Below are 18318 nucleotides of genomic sequence, written 5' to 3' on the forward strand. Positions count from 1 at the left end.
TGTCACCTTACAGCTTAGCGAAGCAGCGACGCGCGGCATCGATGGTGTGCTGAATATCCTCTGCACTGTGCGCCAGCGACATAAAGCCGGCCTCAAAGGCGGAGGGCGCAAAGTAAACGCCTTCTTCGAGCATCAAATGGAAGAAGCGCTTAAAGCGTTCAACATCGCACTGCGTCACGTCTTTATAGCAGGTGACGCTCGCGGCATCGGTGAAGAACAGGCCAAACATGCCGCCAACCTGATTCACGACGACAGGAATATTTTCCTGTTTTGCCGCCTCAACCAGTCCCTGTGCTAACTGTGACGTCAGGCTGTTCAGCTTGTCATGCATGCCCGGCTGGGCAATCTGGGTTAAGCAGGCATAACCGGCAGCCATGGCGACAGGGTTACCGGACAGCGTCCCTGCCTGATAAACCGGGCCGGTCGGTGCCAGTGCATTCATCACCTCCCGACGGCCACCAAAGGCACCGACAGGCATGCCACCACCGATGATTTTGCCGAGGCAGGTGAGATCCGGTTTCACATTGTAATGTGCCTGCGCGCCACCCAGCGCAACGCGGAAACCTGTCATTACTTCATCGATAATCAGCAGCGCGCCAAACTCATCACAGAGCGCGCGCAGGCCCGGTAAAAACGTGGGTTGGGGCGGAATACAGTTCATATTCCCGGCAACGGGTTCGACGATAATGGCAGCGATAGCCTGCGGATACTGTTCAAACGCCGCGCGAACCGAATCGAGATCGTTGTATGTGCAGGTCAGCGTATGCTTTGCAAAATCGGCAGGCACGCCAGGGGAATTAGGTTGCCCCAGCGTCAAGGCACCGGAACCGGCTTTCACCAGCAGGTGATCGGCATGACCGTGGTAGCAACCTTCAAATTTAATGATTTTGTCGCGCCCGGTAAAACCCCGCGCCAGACGAATCGCGCTCATGGTGGCTTCGGTACCGGAGTTCACCATCCGCACCATTTCCATGCTGGGGACCAGCTTACACACCAGCTGCGCCATGGTGACTTCCATCTCAGTTGGCGCACCAAAGCTCAGGCCGCGCTGGGCTGCCTCAATCACGGCATTACGGATGCCATCGTTATTATGTCCCAGCACCATGGGGCCCCATGAACCGACATAATCGATGTATTTTTTACCATCGGCGTCATAAAGATATGCACCGTCAGCATGTTCAATGAACAGCGGAACGCCGCCCACACCGGTAAACGCACGTACCGGCGAGTTCACACCGCCGGGAATCAGGCGTTGTGCTTCAGCGAACAGTTCTTCAGACTTACTCATTTTCGGCTCCAGCAGTTCATAAAATATCGGGCTATTCTACGGAAGAGGGGCGGCAGACGAAAGGCCGCTATAATTAACCAGGTGAATCCGGCACAGAGTGCGAAGCTGAGAGCTTGATTGCGTCGGGTCGCTGGCAGATAATAGCAACATTGAGGTCGTTTTCTGACCCGGGCGTTTACGGAGTAACACATGAGTGATGAAGTAGTAGCACTGCCGTTGCAGTTTACCGACGCAGCAGCCAACAAAGTTAAGAATCTGATTGCTGACGAAGATAACCCGGCGCTGAAGCTGCGTGTGTATATCACTGGTGGTGGTTGCAGCGGTTTTCAGTATGGTTTTACCTTCGACGATCAAATGAATGACGGCGATATGACCATCGAGAAGCAGGGCGTTTCGCTGGTGGTTGATCCCATGAGCCTGCAATATCTGGTGGGCGGTTCTGTGGATTACACTGAAGGGCTGGAAGGATCGCGCTTTATCGTGACCAATCCCAATGCCAAAACCACCTGCGGCTGCGGGTCGTCATTTAGCATCTGATAGCATCTGATTAGCGAGCCGCCATCACCCGGCGGCCTCGTTTACCATTCAATGGTCACCAGCCGATCGCTGGTTCCCCTACTCCCCTGGCGTTTTAGCACCGTTTGCGTCACGCGCGGCTGTGCGCTGATTTGACGACCACACTCAACCTGCGGCACAGATTGACCCACTGAAGTGTTAATTTCACAACGTGAATAGATGACGAGTCTGACGTTAATAGAGCCGGTCGTCGATCCCGCGAATGCCTGTTGCGCGATCACAAGCCCTATGGCCAGAAGCAGGGCTTTGGTCATATTAAATACCTGGTGTAGTAAAAAGCGCTGAGCGCTAAAAAGGACATCGGGCTTACGTGGCACGTGTCTCATATCTAAAATTAACGGCAGTAAGGGTGATTTCTTTAATTTATAGCGTTACGCACGCCAGTCTGCAGCATTATTTAACTGGATGCAGGGCTTTACAAAGCTGATATGCGGCTAACAGGATGCGCGGCCCCGGGCGGCTGATCCAGTCGTCGTTAAGGGCAATGACTCTGACGCTAAGTTGTGGCAGCCAGAATTGCGCAGTCTGACTCGCCTGTTGGGCATCGCCGGTGGTAATGATGACCTGAGGATGGCGCATCAGCACCTGTTCACGACTCACCTGAGGCCAACTGACTGCACTGTCAGCAAAGATATTCTGCCCGCCGCACAGCCTGATGACGTCGTTCTGCAGCGTCGCCTTAGCCGCGGTAAACATGGGTGAAAAGCCAAACTGCAGAAAGACCGGGACAGGGCGCTGTTGGCTATAGCGCTGTCGCAGTGCGGCTTCCTGCTTTCGCAGTTGCCCGGCGGCTTGCGCGGCGCGTTGCGGGTCCGGACTCCACGTTGCTAATCCCGCCAGCGCATCAATCATGTCATCCAGCGTTGAGGCATCGACCCATTCCACGTTAATACCGAGCTGCCGCAGCTGATCCACCTGACGCTGCGGGTTACCGCCACGCCACGCGAGTACCACATCGGGTTTAAGCTGCAAAATACGTTCGAGATTAATGCCCTGCCAGTTAGCAACCTGTTCAATTTTTTTCGCCTCAGCGGGATAACTGGACCATGCGCTGACCGCAATCGGGGTAATCCCGGCGGCAAAGGCCAGTTCAGTCAGGTGCGGGGCAAGGGTGATGACGCGGGACGGGGCAGCAAACAGGCTGCTGCTCAACAGCAGCAGCCAGCAAAACAGCAGGTGTTTAGCCACGAGCCAGGCGGGCCAGCAAATTTTCAACCATCAATGATGACTGTCTGGCGGCGACGCTTAGAAACTCGTCAAAGCTCAGGTGGGATTCCTGATCGGCAACGTCGGAAATCGCCCTGACGACCACAAAAGGCACCTGGAACTGATGGCAGACGTGGCCGATGGCGGTCGCTTCCATTTCAACCGCAATGGCCTGCGGGAAGGTCGCACGGATGCGTGCCAGGGGTTCTGAACCATTGATAAAGGCATCGCCACTGACCACCAGACCGCGTACGGCGTTCAGGTTTAGCTGCTTTATGCAGGCTTCCGCCTCGGCAATCAGGTTACTATCAGCCGTAAAGGCGGCAGGACAACCCGCCATCTGGCCTGGTTCATAGCCAAACGCCGTGACGTCAGCATCGTGATAGCGCACTTCTTCAGACACCACGATGTCGCCCACGGTTAACGTAGGGGCTAAACCGCCCGCGGAGCCGGTGTTAATAACCAGATCGGGTTTACATAATTGCAGCAGCAGCGTTGTGCCGAGAGCGGCTGAGGTTTTACCGATGCCTGATTTCAGCAACGCAACCTCGACACCATTGAGTGTGCCTGTGTAAATTTCACAACCCGCCAGAGACAGGGTCTGGCGATTTTCAATTTTGTCACGCAGCAGGGTAACTTCCTGCTCCATTGCGCCAATGATGCCTGCTTTCATTTTGCGTCTCGCTAATGTAATGAATGTAAAAATCGGGCATAGTCTATCATGGCAATGACGGGATTATTTCACGAAAAAATACGGGGACATGTATGGCAGCGATCAATTTCAGGACGAAGATCAGCTTCACTCGCCCTTATAGCAACCGTAAAGATCCGCAAGGCGAATATTTTATTACCCGCCATTTTGAAAGCGATCGCGGACGCATCATTAATTCGGCGGCTATTCGCCGACTGCAACAAAAAACGCAGGTATTCCCGTTGGAGCGTAACGCCGCAGTACGTTCCCGCCTGACGCATTCGCTTGAAGTGCAGCAAACCGGTCGATATATCAGTAAAGAGATTCTGCAAACGCTAAAAACGCAGGGTGGACTGGCAAAATATGGACTGGAAGACATGGAAGGAGCATTTGAAAGCCTGGTCGAAATGGCGTGCCTGCTACATGATGTGGGTAATCCACCGTTTGGCCATTTCGGCGAAGCCGCCATTAACGACTGGTTTGAAGATAATCTGGCTGCCGAGCTGGTCGATCCGCTGGTAGCTGGGGTAGAAACTGATGAGCAGCGCCATGCGTTTGACCAGATGAACGCCATGATTCGTCAGGATTTATGCCATTTTGAAGGCAATGCTCAGGCCATTCGCATGGTGCACACGCTGCTGGAGCTTAACCTGAGCTATTCCCAGGTTGCCTGTATTCTAAAATATACCGCGCCGGCATGGTGGCAGGGCGAGAAACCGGCTGAATTTAGCGTCTTAATGAAAAAACCGGGTTTCTATCTCTCTGAACGGGAATATATCCGCGACCTCCGTGCGGCCACCAATTTGACGGAGCATCATCGTTTCCCCCTGACCTATATCATGGAAGCGGCTGATGACATTTCATATTGTATTGCCGATTTGGATGATGCCGTCGAAAAAGCCATTTTCAATGTAGACAGTTTGTATGAATATCTCAGCAAAGCCTGGGGGACGATAAATAATAATGATGCGTTCAGCCGCACCGTAGGCGAAGCCTGGCGCGAGGCGGGAAGTAAAAAACGCCGCAGCCGTAGCGATCAATTCTTCATGTCACTCCGGGTTAATGTTCAGAATGTTCTGGTCACCTATGCCGTTAAGCGTTTTATTGATAACCTGCCCGCTATTTTTGATGGAAAATTCAACCATGCGTTATTAGAAGATGAGGGTGAAGAGGGCCGTTTACTACAAATATTTAAAACCGTTGCGCGTCAGCAGGTGTTTAATCACTCTGAGGTTGAACAGTTGGAACTCCAGGGTTACCGGGTTATCAAAGGTTTGCTGGAAATATATCAGCCGCTGATGATGTTAAATTATGAAGCTTTCACTACGCTGATAAACGAAGACTTTTTACGCAATCACCCGATTGAAACGCGCCTGTTTCATAAGCTTTCTGGAAAACACAGGAAAGCCTATTTGCATAAAATGCGCACGCTGGTTGTTGAACATAAATATGAGCGTTTATTATGGGAGCGGTATTATCGGTTTCGCTTAATTCAGGACTACATTAGTGGCATGACCGATCTCTATGCCTGGGATGAGTACCGTCGTTTGATGGCGGTGGAATAAGCCGAGAATTGTAAAGAGCGCGAATAAATTTTTACCTTTGCCTAAAACTTTTAGAGGAACTTCGCGCTAAAACATTTATCTCAACATTCGACCACAGCAATGGTCAGTATATCCATCATTGTGAGATACCAAAATGAAAAAAACCTCGTTAATGTTAAGCGCCCTGGCGCTTAGTCTTGGCATGGCACTGACCCCTGTGAGTGCTTTCGCTGCAGAAACGTCATCTTCCGTTTCATCCTTCACGACCCAGCCGTTGCCAAGCCTTGCCCCAATGCTGGAGAAGGTGATGCCTTCGGTTGTAAGCATCAGCGTTGAGGGAAGCACCACGGTCAAAACGCCGCGGATGCCACAGCAGTTCCAGCAATTTTTTGGCGATAATTCGCCTTTCTGCCAGGACGGTTCGCCGTTCATGGGCTCGCCCCTGTGTCAGGGCGCGGGTGGCAGCGGCGGCGGTGCGCCTGCCGGTCCTGATACGCAGCAGCAAAAATTTAAAGCGTTGGGTTCAGGCGTCATTATTAACGCAGAAAAAGGCTATGTGGTGACCAATAACCATGTGGTCAATGATGCGACGAAAATCCAGGTCAAACTGAGCGACGGCCGTAGCTACGATGCTAAGGTGATCGGCAAGGACCCCAGCTCCGATATCGCCCTGATTCAACTGGAAGGCGCGAAGAATCTGACCGCGATCAAAATGGCTGACTCCGACAATTTACGCGTTGGCGATTATACCGTGGCGATCGGTAACCCCTATGGCTTGGGCGAAACCGTGACATCGGGCATTGTCTCCGCGTTAGGACGTAGTGGTCTGAACGTTGAGAACTATGAAAACTTTATTCAGACCGATGCCGCGATTAACCGCGGTAACTCGGGTGGTGCCCTGGTCAATCTCAACGGAGAGCTGATCGGTATTAATACCGCTATTCTGGCTCCGGACGGAGGCAACATTGGTATCGGTTTTGCCATCCCAAGCAACATGGTGAAAAATCTGACCGCCCAGATGGTGGAATATGGTCAGGTGAAACGCGGCGAGCTGGGTATCATGGGGACCGAGCTTAATTCTGAACTGGCTAAAGCGATGAAAGTCGATGCGCAACGCGGCGCGTTCGTCAGCCAGGTGGTGCCAAATTCAGCCGCAGCAAAAGGCGGCATTAAAGCCGGAGACGTGATCGTTTCCATGAACGGCAAGCCATTGACCAGCTTTGCCTCACTGCGTGCCGAAGTGGGATCGTTACCGGTGGGCACTACGCTGAAGCTGGGCCTGCTGCGTGACGGTAAACCACTGGATGTCTCTGTGCAGTTGCAGCAGAGCACACAGGACAAAGTGCAGTCCGCGACGATTTACACGGGCATTGAAGGTGCGGATCTGAGCAACAACGCAGGCAAAGAGAAAGGGGTTCGGGTCGATAGCGTAAAAGCAGGCAGTGCTGCGGCACGAGTGGGTCTCAAAAAAGGCGACCTGATTCTTGGCGTCAACCAGCAGCCGGTAACCAACTTAGGGGAACTGCGTAAGATCCTGGATACCAAACCACCGGTACTGGCGCTGAACGTGCAACGCGGCGATACCTCGCTTTATCTGCTGATGCAGTAATCACAGTCTTGTGTTTAGCAGGCGGACTTCGGTCCGCCTTTTTTATGCCACAAATCACAAATGTGATGCCTGCCGCATTTCTGTTAACGCCGCCGCGGCTATGGGCGAATGCATAATGTTCTGCGCGTGACGCACCGCTATCCTGTTCTCCCTCTTATATGACTCAGGAGTAAAGGATGGCTACCTGTCATCTCGACGCACGGCTGGCGCAGGAAATTGTCGCGCGCACCATGAAAATCATTGATGGTAATGTCAACGTCATGGACGCACGTGGACGAATCATTGGCAGCGGCGACAGGGAGCGCATTGGCGAGTTGCATGAGGGCGCGCTGTTGGTGTTGTCTCAGGGACGCATCGTGGATATTGATGATGCCGTGGCAAGGCATCTGCATGGCGTGCGGCCGGGCATTAATCTTCCGCTGCGCATTGACGGGGCGATCGTTGGCGTAATTGGTCTGACAGGCGAGCCGGGTGCACTCCGTCACTATGGTGAGCTGGTCTGTATGGCGGCAGAGATGATGCTGGAGCAGGCACGGCTGTTACATATGCTGGCTCAGGACAGCCGCCTGCGTGAAGAGCTGGTGCTTAACCTGATTCGCAGTGATGAGCTGACGCCGCAACTGACGGAATGGGCTCAGCGCCTGGGGATCGATCTTAATCAGCCCCGCGTTGTGGCGGTTATCGAAGTCGACAGCGGGCAGTTAGGCGTGGACAGCGCCATGTCTGAGTTACAACAGCTGCAAACGTTACTGACAACGCCTGTCAGGGATAACCTGATAGCCATTGTGTCGTTGACCGAAATGGTGGTACTGAAGCCCGCCTTAAACGCACACGGACGTTACGACCAGTACGATCACCGGCGGCGGGTTGAACAGCTCATGCAGCGTATGAACGAAAGCGGTCATCTGCGAATGCGTATTGCACTGGGCAACTTCTTCACCGGCCCGGGCAGCATTGCCCGCTCTTATCGCACCGCGCACACGACCATGGTGGTGGGAAAGCAGCGTATGCCAGACGTACGCAGCTACTTTTATCAGGACCTGATGCTCCCGGTCTTGCTGGACAGTTTGCGCGGTGGCTGGCAGGCAAACGAACTGGCGCGTCCGCTGGAAAAACTGAAAAGTATGGACAGCAATGGCTTACTGCGGCGCACTTTGAGCGCCTGGTTCAGCAATAACGTGCAGCCCGGTGCCACGTCGCGGGCGCTGTTTATCCACCGTAATACTCTGGAGTACCGCCTCAATCGCATTGCTGAATTGACGGGACTGAACATTGGCCATTTTGACGACCGGTTACTGCTGTATATTGCATTACAGTTGGATGAGCAGGGCTGAGGCTGTTCACCGTAACCGGGAGGAACCCCAGATGCGTACACTGTTTTTAACACTTTGCCTGCTGATATTCACGTTCACCTGCCAGGCACGGCCTGACAACCTGGTTTTTCTGTCTGCTGACGCGTTAGTGAAAACCCGACAGGCACTCCAGAAGCATCAGGCAGATGCACTGACCGAACAGGCCTGGCGTCAGTTGCAACGTCAGGCGGATAAGGCGCTCAGTCAGCCTGACCCCAGCGTCATGGACAAAGGTCTGATACCACCCAGCGGCTCGCGGCATGATTATCTCAGCCTGAGCGCCTATTGGTGGCCGGACGCCCGGCAGAAAACGGGTTTACCTTGGATACGTCGGGATGGTGAGGTGAATCCTGATACCAAAAACGACCAAACCGACGGCGTGCGCCTGGCGCGATTTAGCGCAGACGTGCAGGCACTGGCGTTGGCATGGTTCTTTTCAGGGGATGCGCGCTACGCCAGCAAGGCACAATCCATGATCCGCCACTGGTTTATCGATCCTGCCCGTCGTATGAACCCAAACCTGAACTATGCGCAGGGCATTCCGGGTCGAACCGCGGGTCGTCATGATGGCGTACTGGACGGGCGCTATTTTGCAACCCGCATGGTTGATGCGCTGATATTGCTGCGTCAGTCGCCCGGCTGGCGGAATAGCGACGAGGCGGCGTTGCATCGCTGGTTCAGCGACTATCTCAGTTGGTTGCAGACCAGCAAGCTGGCGCAACAGGAGCGGAATGCGCCCAATAACCACGGTAGTTGGTACAGTGTTCAGGTTGCCGGCATTGCCGCTTATCTGGACAACCGTGCGGTGATTGCAGACATGACTGCCCTGGCCAAAAGCAAGATTGACGGGCAAATAGAGCGTGAGGGAACTCAACCGCTTGAACTGGCCCGAACCCGTTCTTTTCATTACAGCTTCTTTAATTTACAGGCGCTGACCGCAATGGCGGCGTTGGCTTCCCAGCGGGGAGAGGGCGATCTCTGGCATTATAAAAATAAACAGGGCGGCTCACTGCTGACCGCGCTGGATTATATGGCGCCTTTCAGCGATCCGGCACGTCACTGGCCGTGGAAAACGCGCGAACGAAACAGCGAACGGTTAATTCCCTTGCTGCTGTTGGCGGACACCACACTCAAGTCAGATCGTTACCAATCCTGGATCAATCACGTGGTATGGCGTGATGCGTCTGCCGAGGTGGTGCGCGACGTGTGGTTGCTCAGGCACTAATCGGGCAGGGTGACAATAAAAAAGGCCAGCCGCGTGAGGTGAATTCCACCACATACGGCTGGCCTTATCGTTGTCTGAAATAATTAACGACCGTTGCGGGTCAGTTTTTCCAGATCGGATTCAATTTCCGCGATCTTATGAGAAACCACACCTTCAAGATGACGCAGGTCATCGAGGATTTTACGTTTCAGATCGACTTCAACCTGGTCGCGCTGACAGATTTGATCCAGTTCATCAATAACATAACGCAGGTTCGGGCTGATTTCCTGCACTTCACGATAGCCCTGAGAGGCGTTATCGGCAACGACGGTTTTACGCTGACGAGGATATTTAAATTTCACGCTTTTGGCGAAGAATTCACCTTTATCTTTGCGGAAATAAATTTTCAAAATATCGTTATTCGCTTCCTGACGCAGGCTATAGCGATCGATATCCTCAGGGTTACTAATGCCTAAGCTCTTAATATTGTCATACATAACGTTTTTTCCACCAAATGAATAAGCGCGCAGAAGTGTTCATGACTTAATGACTATAGACATAAATAACATGAATCAGTGCGCAACAGGATTTAACTGGCGCGAATTATGACCTGGATGAAAAGTAAACGCACCTGTTGGTTCGCGTAGAAAAACAACATTACCCGTAACAGCTGTAAACAAAAGATGACGGGCTGTCTGGTGCAGCCCGTCCGACAGTCCGACAAATTAGTCGATAGTGCGCAGCAGTTCGTTGATACCGGTTTTCGCCAGGGTTTTCGCATCGACCTTTTTCACGATCACTGCACAGTAGAGGCTGTAGCTACCATCTTTAGACGGCAGATTACCCGAGACGACGACAGAACCGGCAGGTACGCGACCATAGTGGATCTCTCCGGTTTCGCGGTCGTAAATCTTGGTACTCTGACCGATGTAAACGCCCATTGAGATGACGGAGCCTTCTTCAACGATGACGCCTTCAACAATTTCAGAACGTGCACCAATAAAGCAGTTATCTTCGATAATGGTTGGGTTGGCCTGCAGCGGCTCAAGGACACCACCGATTCCTACGCCACCGGATAAATGCACGTTTTTACCAATCTGCGCACAGGAGCCGACGGTCGCCCAGGTATCTACCATGGAGCCTTCGTCAACATAGGCACCGATATTTACATAGGAAGGCATTAACACCGTGTTACGCGCAATATAGGCACCTTTGCGTACCGCAGCAGGCGGTACAACGCGGAAGCCCGCTGCTTTAAAGCGCGCGTCATCCCAGTCGGCAAACTTCATCGGTACTTTGTCATAAAAACGGGTTTCAGCCCCTTCCATCACCTGATTGTCATTGATGCGGAAAGAGAGCAGAACGGCCTTTTTCAGCCACTGATGCGTTACCCATTCACCCTCGATTTTTTCAGAAACGCGTAGCTCACCGCTGTCCAGTTTAGCGATAACCTGATTAATCGCTTCGCGAGTTTCCGTATCGACACTGGTCGGGGTGATGTCAGCGCGACGTTCGAAGGCAGATTCAATAACACTCTGTAACTGTTGCATATTTTTTCCTGATCTGTCATTTGTGGTGCCAGCCAGTGACCGGCACGGGTAAAAAGTTGATGTTCACAAATTGAAGCGGGTCACACTTTATCGTTTGGATTAAGGGCCTCTGTCAACCGTTGTTGCAACGTGTGACGCATTTCCTCGTCCAGTGCCTTGCGTTCGCTATTCGCTAAAATGAACAAATCCTCGACTCGCTCCCCGATGGTGCTGATACGTGCGCCATGCAGAGAGACGCCAAGATCGGCAAACACTTCGCCCACGCGCGCCAGTAACCCCGGCTGATCCAGGGCCACCAGCTCCAGATAACTGCGACGATCGGTGTGCGTTGGCAGGAAATTCACCTCGGTATCCACGTTGAAGTGTTTCAGCCTGGCGGCCTGGCGACGGGTCCGCGGTGGCACCCATTCTGACTGGGTAATCGCCTGCTCCAGCGCCTGAATGATCAGCGCATGACGATCGGGCGACAGCGGGCTGCCATCCGGCTCCAGCACGATGAACGTGTCCATCGCCATGCCATCGCGGCTGGTAAAAATTTGCGCATCATGCACGCTGAGATTGCGACGATCCAGTTCGCCTGCCACGGCGGCAAACAGGTGTGGACGATCCGGACTCCAGATAAAAATTTCGGTGCCGCCGCGCGTCGCCTGCGGGCTGACCAGCACCAGAGGGTGATTAAGATCGTGCACCAGTAAATGACGGGCATGCCAGGCGATCTGATTGGGCGTATGGCGCAGGAAGTAGTCGGCGCGACAACGGTTCCAGATATGGTGTAAGCGCTCTTCATCAATGTTGTCCATGCGCAGCAGTGCCAGTGCCTGCAGACGGTGATGGCGCACGCGCTCGCGCAGATCCGGGCTGTTCTCCATACCGCGGCGTAGCTGTTTTTCGGTAGCAAAGAACAGTTCACGCAGCAGACTTTGTTTCCAGCTGTTCCATAAGCTCTCATTGGTGGCACAGATGTCAGCGACCGTCAGGCACACCAGATAACGCAGTCGGTTTTCGTTCTGCATGACCTCGGCGAACTGCTGAATCACCGTGGGGTCCTGAATGTCGCGGCGCTGAGCCGTCACGGACATTAACAGATGATGGCGCACCAGCCAGGCGACAAGTTGCGTTTCACGCGAGTTAAGGCCGTGCATCTCGGCGAACGCCAGCGCGTCCTCGGCACCAAGAACAGAGTGATCGCCGTTGCGTCCTTTCGCGATGTCGTGCAGCAGCGCCGCCATGAGCAGTAATTCCTGCTGGGGCAGGCGCGGCCACAGCTCAACGCATAAAGGATGCTGTGGACGCGTCGCTTCATTGGCAAAACTCTCCAGCTTCTGTAACACCCGGATAGTGTGCTCATCGACGGTATAAGCGTGGAACAGGTCAAATTGCATCTGTCCGACGATCTGGCCCCAGAGCGGCGTATAAGCCCAGAGCACACTGTGGCGATGCATGGGCACCAGGGCGCGACTGACCGCACCAGGATGACGCAGGATCGACATAAATAAGCGCCGTGCTTCAGGCAACTGGCACAGCGGCTGCTTGAGGTGACGGCGAGTATGACGCAGGCGGCGCAGCGTGGTGGAGTAGATGCCTTTGATATTTTGATTGCGCACCATGACGTAGAACATGCGCATAATCGCCTGGGGCTCTCGGTCAAACAGGGTTTCATCACGCAGATCGATCAGGTTGCCCCGAAGCTGAAAGTCATCATCAATGGCACAGGGTTTTTCGTTAGTGGAGAGCGCCAGAATGGCTTCATCGAACAGCTGCAACAGCATCTGGTTCAGTTCGCTGATACGACGCGTGACGCGATAAAAATCCTTCATCATGCGCTCGACCGGTTCGTTGCCTTCGCCCTGATAATTAAGGCGCTGAGCAACGCTCAGTTGGCGATCAAACAGCAGGCGGTTATCGTAACGCGGCAGAGACAAATGCAACGCGAAACGAATCCGCCAAAGAAACGACTGGCACTCGTTCAGTTCGCTGCGTTCGGCTTCTGTCAGAAAGCCAAATCCCACCATTTCGTCAAGTGTTGTGGCACCAAAGTGACGCCGTGCAACCCACTGCAACGTATGAATATCGCGTAATCCGCCGGGACTGCTTTTAATATCCGGTTCCAGGTTGTAGCTGGTGCCGTGATAGCGCTTATGGCGTTCTTGCTGTTCGTCTATTTTGGCGGCGAAAAAGCGAGATGATGGCCAGAAGCCATCGCTGAAGACATTTTTTTGCAGTTCAAGAAACAGGGCGACATCGCCGGTCAGCATCCGCGCTTCAATCAGATTGGTTGCCACCGTCAGGTCGGATAAACCTTCCAGCAGGCACTCTTCCAGGCTGCGTACGCTGTGGCCCACTTCCAGCTTGAGATCCCACATCAGCGTCAGCAGTGCGCTGGCACTCTGGGCGGCCGCTTCATTCAGCGGCTGACGACTGAGAATTAAGACGTCAATGTCGGAGAGCGGATGAAGCTCACCCCGGCCATAGCCTCCTACGGCGACAAGGGCGATGGATTTCATACTGTCGAAGCCAAAAAAACGCCATAAACGACGTAAGAGGCGATCGATATACAGGGTTCGGGCATAAACCAGACTTTCGACAGCCTCACCACTGTCAAAGGCCGCCGCCAGGTGCTGCTGGAAGCCCTCAAGGCGCTGCTTGATTATTTCACGTGTTAGCTGATCGTCCTGCCACTCGCCAGGCGAATCTTTCAGGCCGTTTTTTACTTCTTGCGACAGGCTCATGCAACGCTCTCATCGTTAACCATAAAAAAACCGGCATAGCGCCGGCTTTTTCATCAGTGGTGGAATTAATCCTGGTTAACTAACACCGCGGGAAGGGTGTCGTCTTTGCGCAGGGTTAAAATCTCACAGCCGTTATCCGTCACCACAATAGTATGCTCATACTGCGCCGACAAGCTGCGATCTTTGGTTTTCACCGTCCAGCCATCTTTCATAGTACGAATGCGATAGTCACCGGCATTCACCATCGGCTCTACGGTAAAGGTCATGCCCGCCTGCAGGATAACCCCGCTGTCATCGGCATCGTAGTGCAGCACCTGTGGCTCTTCATGGAAACCTTTGCCAATGCCGTGACCGCAATATTCACGCACCACCGAGAAGTCATTCGCTTCGACATATTTTTGGATAGCGCGGCCTAACTCACGCAGGCGAATACCCGGTTTTACCAGGCGTAAGGACAAATAAAGGCTTTCCTGCGTCACACGACACAGGCGCTCACCCTGGATAGTGGGTTTGCCGACAATAAACATTTTCGACGTATCGCCGTGGTACTCGTCTTTAATGACGGTCACGTCGATATTCACGATGTCGCCATCTTTTAACGGGCGATCGTCACTGGGAATACCGTGACAAACCACTTCATTCACAGAGATACAGACGGATTTGGGAAAACCGTGGTAACCCAGGCAAGCGGATATGGCCTGTTGCTGCTGCGTAATGTGTTCATGGCAGAGCCGGTCCAGTTCACCGGTGGTCACGCCGGGCTGCACATGCGGTTCGATCATTTCAAGCACTTCGGCGGCCAGGCGGCCTGCGACGCGCATTTTTTCGATTTCTTCGGGGGTTTTAATTGTGATTGCCATTAAATTATTCCGCTGCTGCTGAAATTTTCAGCAATAATGAAAGCTGTGCTCTCATGTTAACAGCAAGCCAAAAGGGCTGCCAAACAGAGAACGCTTCGCGGCCAGTTAGCGAACATTTATTGGCGTCCAAAGCGTGATTATGGTATAAAGCGCGCCGACGATTCTCTGTATGGCCGTTAAGGTCAGCGGGAAACGCAACAATCTCACTATGTGTAAATAAAACACACATGTATCGACACATACGCCGGGGTGCCTTGAAAGAGGTCGGTTGTATGGGATACATGGAGGCCCAACCCCAATTAAACTAGAGGTAGTAATCATGGCAACTGTTTCCATGCGCGATATGCTCAAGGCTGGTGTTCACTTCGGTCACCAGACCCGTTACTGGTGTCCAAAAATGAAGCCATTCATTTTTGGTGCGCGTAACAAAGTTCACATCATCAACCTTGAAAAAACGGTACCAATGTTCAACGACGCTCTGGCTGAGTTGACCAAAATCTCTTCCCGTAAAGGTAAGATTCTGTTCGTTGGTACTAAGCGCGCTGCTGCCGAAGCGATCAAAGAGTCTGCACTGAGCTGCGACCAGTTCTTCGTAAACCACCGCTGGTTGGGTGGCATGCTGACCAACTGGAAAACCGTTCGTCAGTCTATCAAACGTCTGAAAGAGCTTGAGACTCAGTCTCAGGACGGCACTTTCGACAAACTGACCAAGAAAGAAGCGCTGATGCGCGCTCGTGAGCTGGCCAAGCTGGAAAACAGCCTGGGCGGTATCAAAGACATGGGCGGTTTGCCGGATGCACTGTTTGTTGTCGATGCTGACCACGAACACATCGCAATCAAAGAAGCAAACAACCTGGGTATCCCAGTATTTGCTATCGTTGATACTAACTCCGATCCAGATGGCGTTGATTACGTTATCCCAGGTAACGACGATGCGATCCGTGCTATCAACCTGTACCTGACTGCCGTTGCGACCACCGTTCGCGAAGGCCGCTCTCAGGATCTGGCTGAGCAGGCTGAAGAAGCGTCTTTAGAAAACGCTTAATTAAGGTTTGCTCTGCATAAGAGCCCTTAGCATTCAGATGTGATCTGTAAGGGGCCAAACTTGGCCCCTTTATTTTATCCAAGTCTGTTACGCCCCTGTTCAGGTCGGCGGGACAGAGTAAATTTTCCGCAAATAAGTACCTTCTGACGCACTTGTGCTCAGGTACGAACCGAGGATTCTGGAATGGCTGAAATTACCGCTGCATTGGTAAAAGAACTGCGTGAGCGTACTGGCGCAGGCATGATGGACTGCAAAAAAGCGCTGACTGAAGCGAGCGGCGACATCGAGCTGGCGATTGAAAACATGCGTAAGTCTGGCGCAATTAAAGCAGCGAAAAAAGCGGGTAACGTTGCTGCTGATGGCGTAATCAAAACCAAAATCGTTGGTAACTACGGTGTGATTCTGGAAGTTAACTGCCAGACTGACTTCGTTGCAAAAGACGGCGGTTTCCAGGCGTTTGCTGACAAAGTTCTTGACGCTGCTGCGGCTGACCGCATCACCGACGTTGACGTTCTGAAAGCACAGTTCGAAGAAGAGCGTGTTGCCCTGGTAGCTAAAATCGGCGAGAACATCAACATTCGTCGCGTTGCACTGCTGGAAGGCGAAGAACTGGGCAGCTACCTGCACGGCGCACGTATCGGCGTTCTGGTTTCTGCCAAAGGCGCTAACGACGATCTGATCAAACAGATCGCCATGCACGTTGCGGCAAGCAAACCTGAGTTTGTTAAGCCAGAAGACGTTTCTGCAGACGTCGTTGATAAAGAATACCAGGTTCAGCTGGACATCGCGATGCAGTCTGGCAAGCCAAAAGAGATCGCTGAGAAGATGGTTGAAGGCCGTATGAAGAAATTCACCGGCGAAGTCTCTCTGACAGGTCAGGCATTCGTTATCGACCCAAGCAAAACCGTTGGCCAGGCGCTGAAAGAGCAGGGCGCTGACGTGATTAACTTCATCCGCTTTGAAGTGGGCGAAGGCATCGAAAAAGTTGAGACTGATTTTGCTGCTGAAGTTGCAGCAATGTCCAAACAGTCTTAATGATCTGAAAGAACCGCCAGATGGCGGTTCTTTTTTGTCTGCCTCAGGCAAAAGATACGTTTTCAGTTTCATCCCAATAGCAATTCTTTTGCTCTAAGCGGATGATTGATCGGAATTACTTCTCATTCATCATATCTTCCAGGAAGAATTGACCATGGCGACCAACGCAAAACCTGTTTATCAACGTATCCTGCTCAAACTCAGCGGCGAAGCACTCCAGGGTGCAGAGGGTTTTGGTATCGACGCGAGCGTGCTTGACCGCATGGCTCAGGAAGTCAAAGAGCTGGTCGAGCTGGGTATCCAGGTGGGCGTTGTGATTGGCGGCGGTAACCTGTTCCGTGGCGCCGGTCTGGCACAGGCAGGCATGAACCGTGTTGTGGGCGACCATATGGGGATGCTTGCGACGGTAATGAACGGCCTGGCGATGCGTGATGCACTGCACCGCGCGTACGTGAACGCCCGTCTGATGTCCGCCATTCCCCTGAATGGCGTTTGTGACAACTACAGTTGGGCAGAAGCCATCAGCCTGTTACGTAACAACCGCGTTGTCATCTTTTCTGCGGGTACCGGCAACCCGTTCTTTACGACGGATTCCGCTGCCTGTTTGCGTGGCATTGAAATCGAAGCGGATGTGGTGCTGAAAGCCACCAAAGTTGACGGTGTTTACTCGGCCGACCCCGTGAAGCAGCCCGATGCAACCCTGTACGAAAAACTGACTTATGCGGAAGTGCTGGATCAAGAGCTTAAAGTGATGGATCTCGCCGCGTTTACGCTGGCGCGCGATCACAAACTGCCAATCCGCGTTTTCAACATGAACAAGCCTGGCGCATTGCGTCGCGTAGTGATGGGTGAAAAAGAAGGTACCCTGATTACGCATTAATACCCGAGGCGAGATAAAATAAGGTATATTCTGTCAGTGCGGTATTGTTTAACCGTGCACCAGTCAGGATTATCGATGATTATCGATCCCGCTTCCGGTGATGCCGGAACTGGCCAGGTCAAACCGAATCCAAGGGTTTTAACGTGATTAACGACATTAAAAAAGATGCTGACACGCGCATGGACAAATGCGTCGAAGCATTCAAAACCACTATCAGCAAGGTACGCACAGGTCGTGCTTCACCTTCACTGCTCGACGGCATTATCGTTGAATATTACGGTACGCCGACGCCACTGCGTCAGCTGGCTTCCGTCACCGTTGAAGACTCCCGTACGCTGAAAATCAACGTGTTTGATCGCTCTCTCGGCCCGGCCGTAGAAAAAGCGATTATGGCATCCGATCTTGGACTTAACCCGAACTCAGCGGGTGCTGACATCCGTGTTCCACTGCCTGCGCTGACGGAAGAGCGTCGTAAAGATCTGATTAAAATCGTACGCGGTGAAGCGGAGCAGGGACGTGTATCCGTACGTAACGTCCGTCGCGACGCCAACGATAAAATCAAAGCGTTGCTGAAAGATAAAGAAATCAGCGAAGACGACGAACGTCGTGCGCAGGACGAAATCCAGAAAATGACCGATGTGCACATCAAGAAAGTTGATGCGGCATTGGCCGAAAAAGAAACGGAGTTGATGGACTTCTGATTCCATCATCACCGATTAAAACGCCGTACAGAGAGGCCTTCTGACAGA

Annotated in this window: 17 protein-coding genes; 9 read left to right on the forward strand and 8 right to left on the reverse strand. The window is 52.9% G+C overall.

The window, feature by feature from the left end:
* Positions 1–7 precede the first annotated feature (7 nt).
* Entirely contained in the window at positions 8–1288 is a 1281-nt protein-coding gene (gene hemL / locus FBY13_RS04985; RefSeq protein WP_063878460.1) for a glutamate-1-semialdehyde 2,1-aminomutase, read from the reverse strand.
* 189 nt (positions 1289–1477) lie between these two features.
* On the opposite strand from hemL, the gene erpA reads away from it, so the two are divergent.
* Entirely contained in the window at positions 1478–1825 is a 348-nt protein-coding gene (gene erpA, locus FBY13_RS04990) for an iron-sulfur cluster insertion protein ErpA (RefSeq protein ID WP_006117744.1), read from the forward strand.
* Between the two features lie 41 nt (positions 1826–1866).
* Here erpA and FBY13_RS04995 read toward each other — a convergent pair whose 3' ends face one another.
* The 3 genes from FBY13_RS04995 to mtnN all read right to left on the reverse strand — a co-directional run bounded on the left by FBY13_RS04995 (position 1867) and on the right by mtnN (position 3743).
* Entirely contained in the window at positions 1867–2118 is a 252-nt protein-coding gene (locus FBY13_RS04995) for a hypothetical protein (RefSeq protein WP_063878461.1), read from the reverse strand.
* 139 nt (positions 2119–2257) lie between these two features.
* Entirely contained in the window at positions 2258–3052 is a 795-nt protein-coding gene (gene btuF / locus FBY13_RS05000; protein WP_145393642.1) for a vitamin B12 ABC transporter substrate-binding protein BtuF, read from the reverse strand.
* A complete protein-coding gene (mtnN, locus tag FBY13_RS05005; RefSeq protein WP_063878463.1) occupies positions 3045–3743 on the reverse strand; it encodes a 5'-methylthioadenosine/S-adenosylhomocysteine nucleosidase in 699 nt (232 codons plus the stop codon). The genes btuF and mtnN overlap by 8 nt, the downstream gene beginning before the upstream one ends.
* Before the next feature lie 92 nt (positions 3744–3835).
* Between mtnN and dgt the strand changes: the two genes are divergently transcribed.
* The 4 genes from dgt (at position 3836) to FBY13_RS05025 (ending at position 9491) form a co-directional block, all read left to right on the forward strand.
* Positions 3836–5326 carry a dGTPase gene (dgt, locus tag FBY13_RS05010; RefSeq protein ID WP_145393643.1) on the forward strand — a complete coding sequence of 497 codons (1491 nt, stop codon included), beginning with the start codon at positions 3836–3838 and terminating at the stop codon, positions 5324–5326.
* Between the two features lie 133 nt (positions 5327–5459).
* Positions 5460–6914 carry a serine endoprotease DegP gene (degP, locus tag FBY13_RS05015; RefSeq protein WP_145393644.1) on the forward strand — a complete coding sequence of 485 codons (1455 nt, stop codon included), beginning with the start codon at positions 5460–5462 and terminating at the stop codon, positions 6912–6914.
* Positions 6915–7090: 176 nt separating this feature from the next.
* Positions 7091–8248 carry a CdaR family transcriptional regulator gene (locus tag FBY13_RS05020; protein WP_063878466.1) on the forward strand — a complete coding sequence of 386 codons (1158 nt, stop codon included), beginning with the start codon at positions 7091–7093 and terminating at the stop codon, positions 8246–8248.
* A 31-nt stretch (positions 8249–8279) separates the two neighbouring features.
* Complete coding sequence (locus FBY13_RS05025) at positions 8280–9491, forward strand: alginate lyase family protein (protein ID WP_145393645.1); 1212 nt, start codon at positions 8280–8282, stop codon at positions 9489–9491.
* Between the two features lie 83 nt (positions 9492–9574).
* Here FBY13_RS05025 and FBY13_RS05030 read toward each other — a convergent pair whose 3' ends face one another.
* The 4 genes from FBY13_RS05030 to map all read right to left on the reverse strand — a co-directional run bounded on the left by FBY13_RS05030 (position 9575) and on the right by map (position 14609).
* Entirely contained in the window at positions 9575–9967 is a 393-nt protein-coding gene (locus FBY13_RS05030) for a DUF3461 family protein (protein ID WP_063878468.1), read from the reverse strand.
* A gap of 228 nt (positions 9968–10195) precedes the next feature.
* Positions 10196–11020 carry a 2,3,4,5-tetrahydropyridine-2,6-dicarboxylate N-succinyltransferase gene (gene dapD, locus FBY13_RS05035; protein WP_145393646.1) on the reverse strand — a complete coding sequence of 275 codons (825 nt, stop codon included), beginning with the start codon at positions 11018–11020 and terminating at the stop codon, positions 10196–10198.
* Between the two features lie 80 nt (positions 11021–11100).
* Positions 11101–13749 (reverse strand): bifunctional uridylyltransferase/uridylyl-removing protein GlnD, encoded by a 2649-nt coding sequence (gene glnD / locus FBY13_RS05040; protein ID WP_145393647.1) that lies wholly within the window; start codon positions 13747–13749, stop codon positions 11101–11103.
* Between the two features lie 65 nt (positions 13750–13814).
* Positions 13815–14609: a type I methionyl aminopeptidase gene (gene map / locus FBY13_RS05045; protein ID WP_063878471.1), complete on the reverse strand. Its 795-nt coding sequence runs from the start codon at positions 14607–14609 to the stop codon at positions 13815–13817.
* 319 nt (positions 14610–14928) lie between these two features.
* On the opposite strand from map, the gene rpsB reads away from it, so the two are divergent.
* The 4 genes from rpsB to frr all read left to right on the forward strand — a co-directional run bounded on the left by rpsB (position 14929) and on the right by frr (position 18270).
* Entirely contained in the window at positions 14929–15654 is a 726-nt protein-coding gene (rpsB, locus tag FBY13_RS05050; RefSeq protein ID WP_014592960.1) for a 30S ribosomal protein S2, read from the forward strand.
* A gap of 183 nt (positions 15655–15837) precedes the next feature.
* The gene (gene tsf / locus FBY13_RS05055; protein WP_063878472.1) at positions 15838–16689 is read left to right on the forward strand and encodes a translation elongation factor Ts; all 852 of its coding nucleotides are present in this window, start codon (positions 15838–15840) and stop codon (positions 16687–16689) included.
* A 154-nt stretch (positions 16690–16843) separates the two neighbouring features.
* Positions 16844–17569 carry a UMP kinase gene (gene pyrH / locus FBY13_RS05060; RefSeq protein ID WP_063878473.1) on the forward strand — a complete coding sequence of 242 codons (726 nt, stop codon included), beginning with the start codon at positions 16844–16846 and terminating at the stop codon, positions 17567–17569.
* A 143-nt stretch (positions 17570–17712) separates the two neighbouring features.
* Positions 17713–18270: a ribosome recycling factor gene (frr, locus tag FBY13_RS05065; protein WP_063878474.1), complete on the forward strand. Its 558-nt coding sequence runs from the start codon at positions 17713–17715 to the stop codon at positions 18268–18270.
* Positions 18271–18318: the final 48 nt, after the last annotated feature.

The organism is Pantoea sp. SJZ147 (assembly GCF_007828605.1).
Lineage (GTDB): Bacteria > Pseudomonadota > Gammaproteobacteria > Enterobacterales > Enterobacteriaceae > Pantoea > Pantoea allii.

Excerpts from the sequence above, each read along its gene's own strand:
- mtnN (WP_063878463.1), bottom strand. The coding sequence starts at position 3,743 with ATGAAAGCAGGCATCATTGGCGCAATGGAGCAGGAAGTTACCCTGCTG.
- FBY13_RS05020 (WP_063878466.1), top strand. The coding sequence starts at position 7,091 with ATGGCTACCTGTCATCTCGACGCACGGCTGGCGCAGGAAATTGTCGCG.
- hemL (WP_063878460.1), bottom strand. The coding sequence starts at position 1,288 with ATGAGTAAGTCTGAAGAACTGTTCGCTGAAGCACAACGCCTGATTCCC.
- erpA (WP_006117744.1), top strand. The coding sequence starts at position 1,478 with ATGAGTGATGAAGTAGTAGCACTGCCGTTGCAGTTTACCGACGCAGCA.
- map (WP_063878471.1), bottom strand. The coding sequence starts at position 14,609 with ATGGCAATCACAATTAAAACCCCCGAAGAAATCGAAAAAATGCGCGTC.
- FBY13_RS04995 (WP_063878461.1), bottom strand. The coding sequence starts at position 2,118 with ATGACCAAAGCCCTGCTTCTGGCCATAGGGCTTGTGATCGCGCAACAG.
- glnD (WP_145393647.1), bottom strand. The coding sequence starts at position 13,749 with ATGAGCCTGTCGCAAGAAGTAAAAAACGGCCTGAAAGATTCGCCTGGC.
- FBY13_RS05030 (WP_063878468.1), bottom strand. The coding sequence starts at position 9,967 with ATGTATGACAATATTAAGAGCTTAGGCATTAGTAACCCTGAGGATATC.
- degP (WP_145393644.1), top strand. The coding sequence starts at position 5,460 with ATGAAAAAAACCTCGTTAATGTTAAGCGCCCTGGCGCTTAGTCTTGGC.
- pyrH (WP_063878473.1), top strand. The coding sequence starts at position 16,844 with ATGGCGACCAACGCAAAACCTGTTTATCAACGTATCCTGCTCAAACTC.
- rpsB (WP_014592960.1), top strand. The coding sequence starts at position 14,929 with ATGGCAACTGTTTCCATGCGCGATATGCTCAAGGCTGGTGTTCACTTC.
- FBY13_RS05025 (WP_145393645.1), top strand. The coding sequence starts at position 8,280 with ATGCGTACACTGTTTTTAACACTTTGCCTGCTGATATTCACGTTCACC.
- dgt (WP_145393643.1), top strand. The coding sequence starts at position 3,836 with ATGGCAGCGATCAATTTCAGGACGAAGATCAGCTTCACTCGCCCTTAT.
- tsf (WP_063878472.1), top strand. The coding sequence starts at position 15,838 with ATGGCTGAAATTACCGCTGCATTGGTAAAAGAACTGCGTGAGCGTACT.
- dapD (WP_145393646.1), bottom strand. The coding sequence starts at position 11,020 with ATGCAACAGTTACAGAGTGTTATTGAATCTGCCTTCGAACGTCGCGCT.